15 protein-coding genes are annotated in these 16,330 nt (G+C 41.9%); 8 read left to right on the forward strand and 7 right to left on the reverse strand.

Annotation, left to right across the window (positions count from 1 at the left end):
* Positions 1 to 82: 82 nt before the first annotated feature.
* A complete protein-coding gene (clpB, locus tag V7L12_RS19400; protein WP_335086661.1) occupies positions 83 to 2,701 on the forward strand; it encodes an ATP-dependent chaperone ClpB in 2,619 nt (872 codons plus the stop codon).
* 104 nt (positions 2,702 to 2,805) lie between these two features.
* Here the strand turns inward: clpB and V7L12_RS19405 are convergent, their stop codons facing one another.
* Positions 2,806 to 3,363 (reverse strand): SRPBCC family protein, encoded by a 558-nt coding sequence (locus V7L12_RS19405; RefSeq protein WP_335086663.1) that lies wholly within the window; start codon positions 3,361 to 3,363, stop codon positions 2,806 to 2,808.
* A 422-nt stretch (positions 3,364 to 3,785) separates the two neighbouring features.
* On the opposite strand from V7L12_RS19405, the gene V7L12_RS19410 reads away from it, so the two are divergent.
* The 3 genes from V7L12_RS19410 to V7L12_RS19420 all read left to right on the forward strand — a co-directional run bounded on the left by V7L12_RS19410 (position 3,786) and on the right by V7L12_RS19420 (position 5,612).
* Complete coding sequence (locus tag V7L12_RS19410) at positions 3,786 to 3,980, forward strand: hypothetical protein (RefSeq protein WP_334985881.1); 195 nt, start codon at positions 3,786 to 3,788, stop codon at positions 3,978 to 3,980.
* A gap of 177 nt (positions 3,981 to 4,157) precedes the next feature.
* Entirely contained in the window at positions 4,158 to 4,322 is a 165-nt protein-coding gene (gene rd / locus V7L12_RS19415) for a rubredoxin (RefSeq protein WP_335086664.1), read from the forward strand.
* A gap of 51 nt (positions 4,323 to 4,373) precedes the next feature.
* Positions 4,374 to 5,612, forward strand: coding sequence for an NAD(P)/FAD-dependent oxidoreductase (locus V7L12_RS19420; RefSeq protein ID WP_335086782.1), 1,239 nt, complete (start codon positions 4,374 to 4,376; stop codon positions 5,610 to 5,612).
* Between the two features lie 288 nt (positions 5,613 to 5,900).
* On the opposite strand, the gene V7L12_RS19425 is transcribed toward V7L12_RS19420, so the two are convergent.
* The 3 genes from V7L12_RS19425 to V7L12_RS19435 all read right to left on the reverse strand — a co-directional run bounded on the left by V7L12_RS19425 (position 5,901) and on the right by V7L12_RS19435 (position 7,553).
* On the reverse strand, positions 5,901 to 6,362 hold the full coding sequence (locus V7L12_RS19425; protein ID WP_335086666.1) for a hypothetical protein: 462 nt from the start codon (positions 6,360 to 6,362) through the stop codon (positions 5,901 to 5,903).
* A gap of 33 nt (positions 6,363 to 6,395) precedes the next feature.
* Positions 6,396 to 6,929, reverse strand: a complete 534-nt coding sequence (locus tag V7L12_RS19430) for a hypothetical protein (RefSeq protein ID WP_335086668.1) — start codon at positions 6,927 to 6,929, stop codon at positions 6,396 to 6,398.
* Between the two features lie 447 nt (positions 6,930 to 7,376).
* Positions 7,377 to 7,553, reverse strand: a complete 177-nt coding sequence (locus V7L12_RS19435; RefSeq protein ID WP_335086671.1) for a hypothetical protein — start codon at positions 7,551 to 7,553, stop codon at positions 7,377 to 7,379.
* A 182-nt stretch (positions 7,554 to 7,735) separates the two neighbouring features.
* Here V7L12_RS19435 and lpxD point away from each other — a divergent pair, with 182 nt between their 5' ends.
* Positions 7,736 to 8,788 (forward strand): UDP-3-O-(3-hydroxymyristoyl)glucosamine N-acyltransferase, encoded by a 1,053-nt coding sequence (gene lpxD, locus V7L12_RS19440; protein ID WP_335086673.1) that lies wholly within the window; start codon positions 7,736 to 7,738, stop codon positions 8,786 to 8,788.
* A 143-nt stretch (positions 8,789 to 8,931) separates the two neighbouring features.
* Here the strand turns inward: lpxD and V7L12_RS19445 are convergent, their stop codons facing one another.
* Positions 8,932 to 10,518, reverse strand: coding sequence for a calcium-binding protein (locus V7L12_RS19445; RefSeq protein WP_335086674.1), 1,587 nt, complete (start codon positions 10,516 to 10,518; stop codon positions 8,932 to 8,934).
* A gap of 364 nt (positions 10,519 to 10,882) precedes the next feature.
* On the opposite strand from V7L12_RS19445, the gene V7L12_RS19450 reads away from it, so the two are divergent.
* From V7L12_RS19450 to V7L12_RS19460, 3 genes are all read left to right on the forward strand, one after another.
* Positions 10,883 to 12,337, forward strand: a complete 1,455-nt coding sequence (locus V7L12_RS19450) for an AAA-like domain-containing protein (protein WP_335086676.1) — start codon at positions 10,883 to 10,885, stop codon at positions 12,335 to 12,337.
* A gap of 112 nt (positions 12,338 to 12,449) precedes the next feature.
* Entirely contained in the window at positions 12,450 to 14,795 is a 2,346-nt protein-coding gene (locus V7L12_RS19455) for a CHASE2 domain-containing protein (RefSeq protein ID WP_335086678.1), read from the forward strand.
* 72 nt (positions 14,796 to 14,867) lie between these two features.
* On the forward strand, positions 14,868 to 15,140 hold the full coding sequence (locus V7L12_RS19460) for a hypothetical protein (RefSeq protein ID WP_335086680.1): 273 nt from the start codon (positions 14,868 to 14,870) through the stop codon (positions 15,138 to 15,140).
* Between the two features lie 305 nt (positions 15,141 to 15,445).
* Here the strand turns inward: V7L12_RS19460 and V7L12_RS19465 are convergent, their stop codons facing one another.
* Positions 15,446 to 15,898: a hypothetical protein gene (locus V7L12_RS19465; RefSeq protein ID WP_335086682.1), complete on the reverse strand. Its 453-nt coding sequence runs from the start codon at positions 15,896 to 15,898 to the stop codon at positions 15,446 to 15,448.
* A 244-nt stretch (positions 15,899 to 16,142) separates the two neighbouring features.
* The gene (locus V7L12_RS19470; protein WP_335086789.1) at positions 16,143 to 16,265 is read right to left on the reverse strand and encodes a hypothetical protein; all 123 of its coding nucleotides are present in this window, start codon (positions 16,263 to 16,265) and stop codon (positions 16,143 to 16,145) included.
* Positions 16,266 to 16,330 lie beyond the last annotated feature (65 nt).

The raw sequence follows: 16,330 nt of genomic DNA on the forward strand, positions 1-16,330 counted from the left end.
CGATTATGTCGGAAGTCGGCACTCAGACAACTCTGGGCAGCATTGTCTCATGGTTGGGCGTCTACGTTCCTCAAAAAAGCCTATGCAACCAACTAATCCAAATCAATTTACAGAAAAAGCCTGGGAAGCGATCGCCCATACCCCGGATATTGTGAAACAATATCAACAGCAGCAAATAGAAAGCGAACACCTGATGAAAGCGCTGTTAGAACAAGATGGTCTAGCAACTGGCATTCTCACCAAGGCAGGTGTTAATCTTCAAAAACTGCGTGATCGCACTGAACAATTTTTCCAACGTCAACCCAAAGTATCCGGTAGCAGCAGTTCTGTCTACTTGGGACGTAGCTTAGATACACTTCTAGATCGGGCAGACGGATATCGCAAAGAGTTTGAAGACGAATATATTTCAATTGAACACTTATTGCTGGCTTACGCTAAAGATGACCGCTTTGGCAAAGCTTTATTTCAAGAGTTTGGTTTAGACGAAGGCAAGCTCAAAAATATTATTAAACAAGTTCGTGGGAGCCAAAAAGTGACCGATCAAAATCCAGAAGGCAAATACGAAGCACTGGAAAAATACGGGCGTGACCTCACCGAAGCCGCGCGTAAAGGTCAACTCGATCCAGTGATTGGGCGGGATGATGAGATTCGTCGGACTGTGCAAATTCTCTCTCGCCGCACCAAGAATAATCCTGTGCTAATTGGTGAACCGGGTGTTGGTAAAACTGCGATTGCTGAAGGATTAGCACAGCGGATTATTGCCGGTGATGTCCCTCAATCCCTCAAAGACCGCAAGCTAATTGCTTTAGATATGGGTGCTTTGATTGCAGGGGCAAAATTCCGGGGTGAATTTGAAGAACGCCTGAAAGCAGTATTAAAAGAAGTTACCGAATCTGGCGGCAATATTGTTTTATTTATTGATGAAATTCACACCGTTGTCGGCGCTGGTGCAACCCAAGGCGCGATGGATGCTGGTAACTTATTAAAACCGATGTTGGCGCGGGGCGAATTGCGCTGTATTGGGGCAACAACCCTGGATGAATACCGCAAATATATCGAAAAAGATGCCGCATTGGAAAGACGGTTCCAACAGGTTTATGTCGATCAGCCTAGTGTAGAAGATAGTATTTCGATTTTGCGCGGGTTGAGAGAACGTTATGAAAACCACCACGGGGTGAAAATTTCTGATAGTGCTTTAGTTGCAGCCGCCGTATTGTCGAGTCGTTATATTAGCGATCGCTTCTTACCAGATAAAGCAATTGACTTGGTAGACGAAGCCGCTGCTAGATTAAAAATGGAGATTACCTCCAAACCAGAAGAACTCGACGAAATCGACCGCAAAATTCTGCAATTGGAAATGGAAAAGCTTTCGCTGCAAAAAGAAAGCGATGCCGCTTCTCGTGAACGTCTAGGAAGACTGGAAAAAGAAATTGCCGATCTCAAAGAAGAACAAAAAACTCTAAATACTCAATGGCAATCTGAAAAAGATATCATTGACAAAATTCAGTCTGTTAAAAAAGAGATTGAACGGGTCAACTTAGAGATTCAGCAAGCAGAACGTGACTACGACCTTAACCGCGCTGCGGAGTTGAAATACGGCAATTTAACCAGTTTGCACCGTCAATTGGAAGCAGTAGAAGCTGAATTGGCAAGCACTCAAAGAAGTGGTAAATCACTATTACGGGAAGAAGTCACCGAAGGTGATATTGCCGAAATTATTTCTAAATGGACGGGAATTCCCATCAGCAAGTTGGTGGAATCGGAGAAAGAAAAACTGCTGCATTTAGAAGATGAACTGCACCGCCGGGTGGTTGGACAAGAAGAAGCAGTCACAGCAGTAGCCGATGCAATTCAGCGATCGCGGGCTGGATTAGCCGATCCCAATCGTCCCATCGCTAGCTTTATTTTCCTTGGGCCTACGGGTGTGGGTAAAACCGAGTTGGCGAAAGCGCTGGCGGCGTATATGTTCGATAGCGAAGATGCGTTGGTGCGAATCGATATGTCGGAGTACATGGAGAAACACGCCGTCTCTCGCTTAATCGGTGCGCCTCCAGGATACGTAGGTTATGAAGAAGGCGGACAACTTACAGAAGCGATTCGCCGCCGTCCTTACTCAGTGATTCTCTTCGACGAAATCGAGAAAGCACACCCCGATGTCTTTAATATCTTCTTGCAAATTCTTGATGATGGTCGCGTTACTGATGCCCAAGGTCATAAGGTGGACTTCAAGAACGCTATTATCATCATGACCAGCAATATCGGTTCGCAGTACATTCTTGATATCGCTGGGGATAACGCCCACTACGACGAAATGCGCCGTCGAGTCATGGAAGCGATGCGAAATAGCTTCCGTCCAGAGTTCCTGAACCGGATTGATGAAATTATCATCTTCCACGGTTTGGATAAGAAGGAATTGCGGCATATTGTGCTGTTGCAAGTGGAAAGATTGCGCCAAAGATTGAGCGATCGCAAAATATCTCTCAAACTATCGGATGCTGCACTTGACTTTTTAGCAGAAGTAGGCTATGACCCAGTGTATGGGGCGCGTCCACTGAAGCGGGCGATTCAGCGAGAGTTAGAAACTCAAATTGCTAAATCCATCTTGCGCGGCGAATTCAACGACGGCAACACCATCTTTGTAGATGTGCAAAATGAAAGGTTGTCGTTTAGCCGTTTACCAGTTGAAGTCTTTACCGGATAATTACACCTCAGAAATCACACACAAAAACCCGTTTTCTCACAGAGAGCGGGTTTTTGAATTATCTATAGGTAAAGTGAAAATCCAATCAGCAACGTCTGAATTTTTTATTGAGTCTTACACATAACTTGTCGCATTTTACGCATATTTGCAGGCAACTCAAAATTCATCGCTTGTTGAATAAAAATAGATGGAATCGGAATTAGAGGTGTCGCTTGCACAGTATAAGCAAGTATTGTGCCATTACCACAATCTTTTAGTTCTAAATTGGCGTCAAAGTCCTCAAAAGTTCCATTTACCATGCGAAATTGGATTTGCTGCCCCAGCACTTCTACAACATTGAGGTAAATTTCCACTTGAGCCGTGAAAAAGAAAAAGGCTTTTTGTGCTGCTTGATACAGACGTTTGACTTCACCTTTATCTACTACCTCACTCTTGGTGATATCGGGAAAATATTGTACCCAGCGGGGATAATCAGTTAATTGCTGCCAAACGTGCGATCGCACCATCGGCAAATACATCCAAGCTGTCACTGAACCACCCGATTTCTTGTGCGATCGCGTTTCTACGAAAATTTCACCCTGTTCCAGCAACTTTTGCTTGTCTTGACTCCAAGCCATATCTGAACCCGCAATAATTGAATCTGATATATAAGACGCAGACATAATGATTAAGTTACTCCTCAACTCATCCACCTAAATAGAGTTGAAACTACAAGTTATAAAACTTGATTTAGATCCAACCCATTATTAAATTAGTTCCAGTTTAATACTTATCTTTTCCGGAAAGGGTGATTTTTTGCTAATCATTTCAGTTACTTTACTGTAAAAACTGTGTTTCTTATCACAATTAACATAATTAATACTCCAGTGAGTTTTGTCAAAGTAATACTTGTAAATGAAAAACTGCGTTGTTAACAGCTAGAATGGCACAAACACGATTTAACATCAAGTACCTTACCCCAATGTTTGGATAGTATCTCTCGATTTTTACGTGTTATTTATGATGAAACTGCAACTTCATCGTAACTTCATATCTTAATTATCAATATCAAGTGTAATGTCTGTAGAATTGAGAGGAAAATTAGGTGAGTCAATCTTCTTTAAATCGTAGATTAATCCAGATTTTTGGTATACTTCTCGGCATTAGCGTTGCCATCTGGGTACTCAGAGGTATTGGTATTCTCACTTTTATCCCAGGTGGAATTATTTGGTTACTGCTACTTGGGGCGATCGCGATCGGAATTATCAGTTACGCCCAAAGGACATGGTGGCGTTTTTAATCTGATTTGTTTTGAGAATAGCTGGTATAGTCTCGGAAATTTCCCCTCAAGTACAACCTTTATTTGATAATTTTCATGCCGTAGTATCGTTTAAGAATTGTAGCTTGCCTATTTTGACTCACTGTCAAAAGTATTTAATAGGGAAGCAATGCCAAAAATTTACGAGGGGAAACGAACATGGCAAAGTATAAATGTACTGTTTGTGGCTATATATATGACCCAGAACAAGGTGATCCAGATAGTGATATAGCACCGGGAACAGCCTTTGAAGATATACCAGAAGATTGGTCATGTCCAACTTGTGGTGTGACAAAAGACGACTTTGAACCTGATGAAGAGTGAAAATAACAGCTAGCCTAGAAAGTAGGTGCTGTAAAAGAGACATTTTTGAACTTGTTACCGTTACAAATTGTAGTTATTGGGGGTGGGGCAGCGGGATTTTTTGGCGCGATCGCTTGTGCTAAAGCCAATCCTGATGCCCAAGTTACTTTACTCGAAGCTAGTCGCCAACCCCTAGCGAAAGTGCTAATTTCTGGTGGCGGACGCTGCAACGTAACTCACGCTTGCTTTGAACCGGAGGAGTTAGTGCAAAATTACCCCAGAGGTGCAAAAGCTTTGCGGGGTGCTTTGACTCGGTTTGGACCTCAAGACACAGTAGCTTGGTTTGCTGCTGGTGGAGTCTATCTCAAAACGGAAGCCGATGGCCGGATGTTTCCTGTCACCAATACTTCAGAAACCATTGTGGAATCTCTGATTAAAGCAGTGGCGACATCTGGGGTAAAACTTCGTATCGGTACGCATGTAACTTCGGTGAAACGAACCGCAGCAGAGGGTGGGTTTAATATTCTTCTGAAGTCGGGAGAGACGATTAAATGCGATCGCCTACTTCTGGCGACCGGTAGCAGCCTTGCGGGTTATAAAATTGTCCGAGAGTTAGGTCATCAAATTGAACCGCCAGTACCCTCGTTATTTACCTTCAACATTGTCGATCAAAAATTGCGGGAATTGGCTGGAGTTAGCGTTAACCCTGCTCAATTGCGGTTATCTGCGGGCGGAAAATCTCAATTGCAACAAACTGGGCCATTACTAATTACCCACTGGGGTTTGAGTGGCCCGGCTGTTTTGAAGCTTTCTGCTTGGGGTGCGAGAGTTCTGCACGAAAGCCGCTATCAAGCCACATTATTGATTAATTGGCTGCCTAATTTGCCCCAAGAACAAGTGCGAGAAAAAGTTTTAGCAGTTAAAGAAGAATGGGGAAAGAAAGCGATCGCATTGCATCGCGGAGTTGATCTCCCCCATCGTCTCTGGCAATATATCATTGCTCGTGTAGGCATTACCACAGAAGACCGTTGGGCAGAAATATCTAGTAAAACCTTAAATCAACTGCTGCAAGAACTTACTCAAGGACAATATTTAATTAACGGCAAAGGAGCCTTCAAAGAAGAATTTGTTACCTGTGGCGGTGTCAAGCTCAAAGAAGTCAACTTCAAGACAATGGAAAGTCGGTTAGTTTCTGGTCTTTATTTTGCCGGAGAAATCTTAGATATTGATGGCGTCACCGGTGGGTTTAACTTCCAAAGTGCTTGGACAACCGGGTATTTAGCAGGGATAGCAATGGCGACTAACGATTAGTACCACCATCGGGATTATGACAGCTTAAGAGAGTTCGTAGTAAGCAGTTTAGTGCTTAGAAAATAAGGACTAAAGTCCTTACTACGGTTCTGGGCACTGCTGATTGGGGGCTTTTTTAGCTGTTACTTTTAACTACGACAAGATTATTGGTTCTGATTTTGATCAACCAAGTAGCAGTATCAAGGCAACAATAGAAAAACCTCAGTTAGATTCACTCAGTCAATCTCTACCCCCATTTCCTTGCCAATTGCGAGTCCGGTTGAAGATGAAAAAGCATCTGATTACTAATTACGAGTTAGTATCAGGCTCATCTAAAATCTCACTATAAGGTTGAGGTTCTCTTAGGCGCTGTTCAGCATACTGATGGCGAAACTTCACAGCTTCTAAGTAGATTTTTTTCCGAGCTAAATTAATAATACCTAAAGGCTCATGTTCAGGTAAGGTGTGCCAAGGAGAGAAAGATAACCCCTCATTTAATCGGTTGCGTTCTTCAAAGTCGAATTTCTGAGCCGGAATTTTGACAGTAGCCAGTTTAATAAATGGTGCATCTTCTTCTTTCCACTCTTTAGTGGGATCTTCAATGGGTGTCTTTTCGTCGTCTACAAAAAGCTGTACTAGAAAGTCAAAATTTGCTTCTTTTGCTTCTTGAGTGAGATATTTGACTACTGCTTCACGCAGATAATTTTCGGAATTAGGTTTCCCATCGGGAATTTCATCCGGTTGATGTGGCTGAAGTGAAAACTTAATCACATGAGAGCCAAGTTTATACGGAGTCGTACTCCACTATGGGATGAGTAAGGGATTCGCTACCTGTTTGCTGCTAGCAGCTTGGATAATTTCAAATACTGGTGCAAGCGATCGCAATAATTCTGGATCAGCCTGACCACTACCAACTTTCCCCAAATCAGCAAACTGTTGCAGGGTTCGCGTTATAAAAACTGGGTGACTAAGAAAAATAAAATCTTGTGTGTACTTCTCGTCATCAAGTACCTTTTCCCCTTCTACCTCCAGAAGTTTGATAGCTAAACCGTGAATATCTGGTTCCAAGTCTGATTTGAATTTGCCACGTTTTTCAGGTGCAGAAGCATTAGATAACCGTACCCAAATTGGATAACTCCGTTTTTTGGCAAACACACCCACCCGCCAGGATTCGGGTATGCTATCTTCGACAATGAATTCTCCCCAAACCAAACCATGACTTTTAGGATGTGTTTGGCGCAAGTCAGGCCCTTTCTGTGCTTGTTCCTGTAAGACATTTGCCAATATGGCATCGGTTTCTGCTGACTGTGTGGCTAAGGATAAGCTCAAATCGCTCATACTTTTTTCCTTGAGTACAAAATTTTCACCAATCAATACAATTTAAGTACTGTGATGAGTATATAGGCTCAAAATATATTTATAAGAGTTTTAAAATTAACTTTATAAATAAGGCTTTAAGTTAACATTCTTCTTCCTCAAGTGAGAACTAGTTAGCTGTATGCAATAGCACCTCTGCTAACACTTTCCTCCTGCCCCCACCCATTTATCGGCTTCGGGTAAATCCGCAATTGTCAGGAGTAATGCGATGTCTACTTTCAGAGGCCAAGAAACTTTTCTGGCTCCTGTAACCAAGGATTCATGTATAAAATAAACAGAACAGTCATCTTATCCATCGGCAATAATAAACCACAGTTCTCCATTTATAGGACTGATACAGAAAATATTTTCAGGTAAGGGTGTACATTCTTCTTCATCAATGAACTCAAGGATAATCTCTTACTGCCACTAATTCATTTTGATAACTTGATTGAAATAAAATTCTTTATTCATATCTGTTAACAAGCTTTCTGGCTCTACGCCCAAGTAAGCCGAAGATTTCCCTGTAAGTCCTTGGCAAAGTTCCATATTTACTTTCAATGGATGCAATTTCCTCTGAGGTACATCCTTATAGCTCTTGCTCATTTTTTACTATTCCACTAATAAACAAGCGCTCTCTTAATTGTTGTATATTATTAGTCATTTCAAAAGCTTTAAGTTTCTGGAGGATGAATAATCTCTATCTTAATTATTAATTATCTAGCTAGTACAAAGCGACAAAAATAAAGCTACCATCCTTTGTAGATCAATTTTGAACACAGCCAACAATGAAATTCAGCGAAATCCTCCGCCAATTTGGTGACGCGGCCACCAATCATAGCCTGACTAGCAACCCAGACCAAGACCCAGAAATTACAGGGGTAGCAGCTATTGATGAAGCTACCAACGGTACGCTCAGTTATGTAGAAAGTGCAAAATTTGGGTCTTTTGTCGGCAATACCAATGCTAATGCTTTAATTTTGCCCCAGGACGAAAAATTACAAGCGCTTGCACAAGAAAGGGGTATTGTCTGGCTAGCGACCTCAGATCCGCGATTATTATTTGCCAAAGCGATCGCACTTTTTTATCAACCATATCGCCCCATCCCAGAAATTCATCCCAGCGCTGTAATTCACTCCACCGCAAAAGTTGGTAGTGATGTTTATATTGGCCCCCATGCTGTGATTCAACAAGGGGTAGAAATTGGCAATGGCGCAATCATTCATCCGAATGTGGTGATTTATCCAGATGTCAAAATAGGCGATCGCACCACCTTACACGCCAACTGTACCATCCACGAACGCACCCGCATCGGTGCAGATTGCGTCATTCACAGTGGTGCTGTCATCGGTGCAGAAGGCTTTGGTTTTGTTCCTACCCGGACTGGTTGGTTCAAAATGGAACAATCCGGCTATACAGTTTTAGAAGATGGCGTGGAAGTTGGTTGCAACACTGGTATTGACCGCCCATCTGTCGGAGAAACACGGGTAGGTCGGAATACAGTAATTGATAGCTTAGTGCAAATAGGTCATGGTTGTAAAATCGGTTCTGGCTGTGCGATCGCAGGTCAGGTTGGCATGGCGGGAGGTGTTCAACTGGGAAATCGCGTTATTTTAGCTGGACAAACAGGAATAGTCAATCAAGTGAAGATGGGAGATGGGTCGATGACATCTGCTCAAACTGGAATTCACAACGATGTTGCACCAGGAGAAGTTGTCTGCGGAACTCCAGCCCTTCCTTACAAACTATATCTCAAGGTATCTGCTGTTTATGGTCGCCTGCCAGATATGTATCAATCATTAAAACAATTGCAACGTAAATTCAAAAATAGCAATGATTAACTTGATTTAAACCTCCATTCTTCCCACTACCAATCTGAGTAAAGATGTGGTGGGGGTCTTTTGGAGGTTTAGATGAATTTGATTTGGGTGTGGCAAATACATTCCCAACCGGGAAAATTAGCGATCGCTAATTACTAAAAGCCTTAGATAGTAAATGTAATTCCAGGAGTGAGCACACTCAAACTGACATCTTCAGCTATAGCAATAACGTCACCGAAAGCGGGCGCTCCGAAGAAGATGACTGTATCTAAGATAGATGAGTCATTTGAAAAAATACCACTACCAATACTATTATTAGTATTGAAGTTTTGCTGTACGAATGTGTAATCGCTAGCAGAACCGCGAAGATTAAGTTTGTCCCCATCTGTTAGAGAGAAATCTGTGATAATAGCATGACCAGCTTGCCGATAGGAGTCATTTAGGCTGAACGTATCAACAGATTGAACCCCTTGAAATTGAACTCCTCCTGTTAAAACATCTATCTCTCCACTATTAAAGCTACCACCACCAGAGAGGGTATCATTACCCGCGCCTCCGGAAAGAATATCATTGCCAAGATCGCCATTTAGGCGATCGTTACCTGCGTTTCCGTTAAGGCGATCGTTGCCAAGTCCACCCGATAGTACATCGTTACCGCTACCACCTAGCAGAATATCACTGCCACCGCGACCATTAAGAAATACACTGATGTTTTGGTTGGCACGACTGGCATCTATGCGATTGCTGCTATCTCCTGCTTGGATTTCGACGTTTTCAATGCCTTCGAGGCTATCTGTACCTGTGGCTGAGTCATCGAGATTGGCCCCAGGGCCAAACTTGCCACCTTTGAGTTGGCTTTTGTTTGGGTCATTGACAAATGAGAACAGCTCAAAGTTATTGTCGCCCTCTATGAATAGGGAGTCCTCACCTCCTTTGCCGATGTATTGGTCATCACCCGCTCCATCAAAGGCACTATCAGAAAAACTATCCCTCCCGGCTCCACCTTGGAGGAAGTCAGACCCTTCTCCACCATTCAAATTATTGTCGTCATTTCCACCGATAAGGGTGTCATTGCCATTATTGCCACGGAGGAAGTTAAATCCTGTTCCTCCTACTATGCTGTCATTGCCATCACCACCGTTGATTTGGTCAAGACCACGGCTACCCATGATGGTGTCATTACCTGCACCGCCAAAGAGAAAGGTTCGTCCTGACAACAGAGCCGTAGACGCATTAATTGTGTCATTACCTGAAGTACCAGTAAGCCTGACATTCTCTATCTCAGAAAACTGGTGGGCTAAATTACCGACAAACAGCTGATTATTGGTCAAGAAATAATTTGAGGCTCCCTCAACACGCACCTCGTCATCACCTGCACCGCCAATCAGGGTATCGCCAACATCACCTAGAGCCGGAAAGTTCCCGTTTTGAGCGATGAGAATATCTTTACCCGCACCGCCATTAACGCGATTGTTTCCAGTTCCACCTATAAGAGTGTCAGTGTCATCGCCGCCGTTGAGAGTGTCGTTACCCGCGCCACCATCGAGAGTATCTCTGTTGAATCCACCATCGAGAAAGTCGTTACCAAGTCCGCCAAATAAAGAATCATTGCCAAAGTTGCCTATTAAAGTGTCGTTACCCGCGCCACCATTAACCGTATCGTTACCCGTTAGAGCATCGATTTTATCGTTGTCCCCATTAGCTATAATTTTGTCATCAGCAGCGGTTATGGTTCCACTAATAATCGCCATAATATTGTATTTCCTTGAATTTCGTTGTAAGTTTGTGTATTATTTCCCTGGTTTAGAGTTTGGACATTTCAACAGCAAAGCTAGATTTGTCCAAAACCCAATAACTGCGGTTGCTGTTATTACCAGATTGCCTTTTGAACTCAGGAACGTAAATATGGATAATTTAAGGAGTTTGATTCCCAAAAATTAAATGACAAAAGAGGTCAATTTAAGCTTAGGTAAGAAAATTTAAGGTGAGTAATTTTTGCTGATCCAGGCAAGCAATGAATTACAGCCATTTGAATATAATTTGGTGAAAAATCTGGAAAGTTGAGAATTCAGGTTGTAGCTGAATAGATCAATAGTTGTTATTCATCCCTGAGCAATGGACTTTGAAACAGCATTCAAAATCTTAGATGCAGCAGTTTTTGCCCAGACAAAAAGGCATCTGAAAGATATTGAAGTAACAATACTTCGTAGCTCTTGGCAAGGAAAGAAGTATGACGAAATTGCCCAAATTCATGGCTACACTACCGAATACCTACAGCATGATGTTGGCCCAAAGCTTTGGCAGATGCTGTCAGCAGCATTTGGTGAAAAGGTTAGTAAAAAGAATTTTCAGGCAGCATTAGAGCGGCAGCGGCTTTCCGGCACTGCCGCCTCATCAAAGCAATTGCAGGCTATTTTACAGCCCCAAAACCTGATGTCATCTGATTCACAACTAAAAAGGGAGAAAATAATATCTCTCAACTCAGGTTTTGAAGTAAATGAAGAACCATTACTAACTAATGAACCACCCCAACTGAATGCAGAAGCAGAATTCCCGGTAGGTCAAGTCCCTCTGACTTCTCGCTTTTATATTGAACGCCCTCCAATTGAAGATCGCTGTTTTCAAGAGATTTTACAGCCAGGTGCCCTAATTCGCATTAAAGCATCTAGACAGATGGGGAAAACCTCGCTAATGGCAAGGATTCTTGATGAAGCTAGAAAGCATGGCTGTCAAACAGTAGCTTTAAGCTTTCATTTAGCAGATAAAGCAGTTTTCGCCAGCTTGGATACATTTTTACGCTGGTTCTGTGAAAGTGTTGGCAGGAAACTGAAGCAGCTTCATCAGTTAGATGATTATTGGAGCATTTATGGCAGTAAGGATAAAACTACCGCTTACTTTGAAGAGTGTTTGTTAGAAGAAATCGACAGCCCATTAGTAATTAGCTTGGATGGGGTCGATCGCATTTTTCCACATCGTGACATTGCTGAAGACTTTTTTAACCTATTACGAGCTTGGTATGAGTATGCTAAGTATGGCGATCGCAGTAGCGAACTCTGGAAAAAACTCCGGCTAGTTTTAGTACATTCCAAAGAAGTTTATATTCCGCTAAATATTAATCAATCTCCCTTTAATGTCGGGTTGAGCATTGAATTACAAGAGTTTAATCAACAACAAGTCCAAATTTTAGTTGAGCGTCATCAAGGACTAAATTGGACTGATACTGAGGTCGAAAAACTGATGAACACGATCGGAGGACATCCTTATTTAGTCCGGCTAGCTCTTTATCACGTTCAACATCAGGACATCACACTTGAGCAGTTGTTGCAAACAGCCCCAACTGAAGCTGGAATTTACAAAGACCATCTTCGAGAGCATTTGTGTAATCTCAACGATCATCCAAATTTAGTGGCAGCTTTTAGCCAGGTTGTGAAGAGTTTAGTACCTATACAATTAGACTCAGAATCAGCATTTAAATTACACAGTATGGGTCTAGTAGTATATTGTAATGACAATAAAGTAATGCCACGCTGCGACTTGTACCGCCAATATTTCCAAAATCGCCTCAATTAGTTAGAAATTTTAACTAACTACAACATTTCATTAATTCTCTGCCTACCTCTGCGCTTACCTCTGCGCCCCTTTGCGTTTAAATAAATTATTTTTCTTAAAAGAGCTAGTGAGGATGCATCCGACAAGCAAAGCAGAAAACTCGCCTTACAAATATCAAGTCGGAGGGAGTCTACAAATTGATGCTCCCAGCTATGTGCAACGACAAGCCGACAAAGATTTTTATGATGCACTAAAGGCTGGAGAATTTTGTTATGTCTTCAACTCGCGGCAAATGGGCAAATCCAGCCTACGAGTGCAAACAATGCGAAAACTGCAAGCAGAAGGTATTGCCTGTGGTGTTATCGATATTACGGCAATTAGTAGCCAAGACATCACTCCATCTGAGTGGTATTTGGGCGTACTGCGGAGGCTGGCGCGTAGCTTCATTCCCAAATTTAAAGTACTGAATTGGTGGAGCGATCGCTCTGCACTATCACCAGTACAATGCTTGAGTGAGTTTATCGAGTCAGTACTGCTGCTAAAAGTGTCTCAAAATATTGTGATTTTTGTAGACGAAATTGATAGTATTCTTCAATTAAACTTCAAAGATGATTTTTTAGCTCTGATTCGAGCTTGCTATAACAAACGAGCCGATAATCCAGCTTACCAGCGCCTTACCTTTGCCCTACTTGGAGTGACTACTCCTTACGATTTGATTCAAGATAAACACCGGACACCTTTTAACATTGGTCGAGCAATTGAATTAAGCGGTTTTCAATGGCATGAAGCTCAACCATTAGCTGAGGGATTAGTAGATATTGGTAATCCTCAGAAAGTGTTGCCAGAGATATTAGCTTGGAGTGGTGGTCAACCTTTTCTGACTCAGAAACTTTGCCAGTTAGTTATTACATCTTCTTCTCCCATTCCACCAGATGGTGAAGCCGAGTATGTTGAGAAACTGGTACGTTCTCAAATAATTGACAACTGGGAATCCCAAGATGAACCGGAGCATCTGAGGACGATTCGCGATCGCATTTTTTATCGGCGCACTCAGCAATTACTGAAGCTTTATCAGCAAATTTTACAAATAGGTCAAATCACAGCAAATAGCAGTCCTGAGCAAATAGAATTGCGCTTATCAGGATTGGTAGTCAAGCAACAGGGTTTCTTAAAAGTTTATAACCGGATTTATGCTGCTGTTTTTAATCAAAATTGGGTTGATAAAGCCTTATCAAGCTCAAAATCAGTAGAGCGATCGCCTCAAACATTGCCCAGTAAGCGCCGTTTTCAAACTGTGCTGATTTTAAGTATGGTTGTAACAGCTTTGGTAATGGGAGTGCGGTATCTAGGATTTTTACAAACTGCGGAACTAAAAGCTTTTGACCAACTGTTGCGGCTGCGCCCTGGCGAACAACCAGATCGCCGCCTTTTGGTAGTAGCGATCGCTGAAGATGATTTTCAGCTTCCAGAACAGCAGCAGCGAAAAGGGTCACTCTCTGATCGGGCACTTGCTCTCTTGGTGCAGAAACTAGAGCAGTATCAACCACGAGCCATCGGTTTAGATATTTATCGTGATTTCCCTGTAGATTCTAAGGAAGCAGCTTTAGCTAATTGGATGCGGCGCAGCGATCGCTTCATTGCGATTTGCAAAGTCAGCGAACCTCAAGTTAATGAACCCGGCGTTTCACCCCCTCCAGAAATTCCGATCGCGCGTCAAGGCTTTAGCGATTTTGTCAAAGACAGCGATGGTATTCTCCGCCGCCATTTGATTGCGATGAAAGCAAGCGACTCATCCCCTTGTACTACGCCTTACGCCTTCAGCGCTCAATTGGCATTTCGTTATTTAGAGGCTGAGGGCATTTCTGTCAAGTACACCAAAAAAAAAGATTTGCAGATTGGCCAAGTTGTGTTTAGGCGATTGCGTTCACATATAGGTGGTTATCAACAACTGGATGACTGGGGCTATCAAGTATTGCTAAATTATCGTTCCTTTAACTCTCCCTTAAAGGCTGTTGAGCAAATCACCTTAAAAGATTTACTCAGAGGTGCGATCGATCCCAAAATTGTCAAGAATCGGATCGTACTTATCGGCATCACTAACCAAAGTGCTGGTGATTATTTTTCTACCCCTTACACTACCGCTCAGAAACAGGAAATGCCAGGAGTTATAGTTCATGCTCAAATGGTGAGTCAAATTCTCAGTGCAGTTTTAGATGGACGAACCATGTTGTGGGTTTGGCCAGTTTGGGGTGAGGCTTTTTGGGTTTTTTACTGGTCAATTTTTGGAGGAATATTAGCATGGCGCATTCGTAATTCCTGGCTTTTCGGACTGGCGGTAGTTGCTGTAATTGGGGTTATATCCGCAATTAGCTTTGTTTTGCTCCTAAAAGGTATTTGGATACCGCTAATTCCGGCGGCACTGGCTTTGGTTGTTACAGGTAGTAGTGTATTAATTTACAGTGTTTCTCAAGGCAAATAGCAGTATCAATCTATTAGTCCGAGAAAAATAAGGCTTTTGGGGACTTTGCAATTCTACATAGCGATCGCGTTTATGATTGCGCGAATTACTCAAATTACTCAAATTAGTAAGTCAAATGACCTTTTGCTTGCGGAAAACACCAAAATGAGTAAGTCAAATGACCTTTTGAGTAAGTTAAATGAACTTTTGCTTGCGGAAAACACCAAAATGAGTAAGTCAAATGACCTTTTGAGTAAGTCGAATGACCTTTTGCTTGCGGAAAACACCAAAATGAGTAAGTTAAATGACCTTTTGAGTAAGTCAAATGAACTTTTGAGAAAGCATTTAAGTATTTTGAGAAAGTAAACAGGCATTTTGAGAAAGCAATTCGGTATTTTGATAAAGTAATCAGCAAATATACCTGACGATTAAAAATAGTGGCTGCACAAACAAAGAAGCTTACCGTAACTTTACCCGTTAGGGATCTGCGGCTTGCAATTCTCACAAATTAAATAGGATTACTATAACTTGTCAGCGTTTTGCTCCGTTTGAACTCAATTAGCTGATAATACTATTAAATTGTCTTTAGTGATAACTGACCATAAACAACCTCTTGCCTTCGATACCAGCACAAATGAATGACTGGTAAGGTTTCTGAAAAACTTTGTGATCTACGGAGCCTGAATTGTGATAGAACAACTAGGATCAGGAGCGGAGCTTTTATCAAAAATGAACGTAGCAAGGATTCTTTGACGACCTGGTATATAAGGGCCACCCAACTCATGCTGATTATTATCTTGGATGCTTGCATCTCCGGTAGTGATTTGTGTAAAAGCCCCCTTGTCATCGTAATAAATATTTGCTTTATTACCGCCGCGATTACGTCCCTTGTCAATTTTATAGTTGATTCTTACTACTGGGCCTATAAATTTTCCGGAGGGAGTGTGATCGATTACAATTGTGCCTGTAAAACCTCCTTTACTACATGAATAGTAACTAATAACGGCATTAGCCGTAGTTGGAGTTAAAGCAATGCCACTGCAAGCAATAGCCATTGCCGCAGTACCCATAACAAAACGGTTTGTAGCCTTTCTAATTTGATAAACAGTTAAAGTATTAATCATTTCTGACTTCCTTTTTGATTAAGTTATACTTTGCATTAATTAAATTAAAATCAATAAATACCAGAAAATTTTAATGCTAATACAAAACTTAAAAAAACATATTTGCAGCAATGATCATCGCCAAAAAAATGTTGAAGATGATTTAAGAACCTCTCTACAAACAGCAAACTCGTAAATTTAATCAGTGGGATACATACTGCTTGCTTCAATTGCTAGCTTTTTATCAGTGTCTAGCTCTACACCATTAATACCCACAGGTGACAACATCGCCAAGCTTGTGTCCTGAGAGTAACATCTTGACTGCAATCGCTCGTTTTACCTCACGTTTGTCTTGGCTCTGTTCGATAAACTCTGTTAGCGATCGCATCCACATTACTACTAGCCCTCCTTAGTCGCAAATATTACTTACATTTCTCTTCTGTATTTTCTCAC

Source organism: Nostoc sp. (assembly GCF_036918245.1).
Taxonomy (GTDB): domain Bacteria; phylum Cyanobacteriota; class Cyanobacteriia; order Cyanobacteriales; family Nostocaceae; genus Nostoc.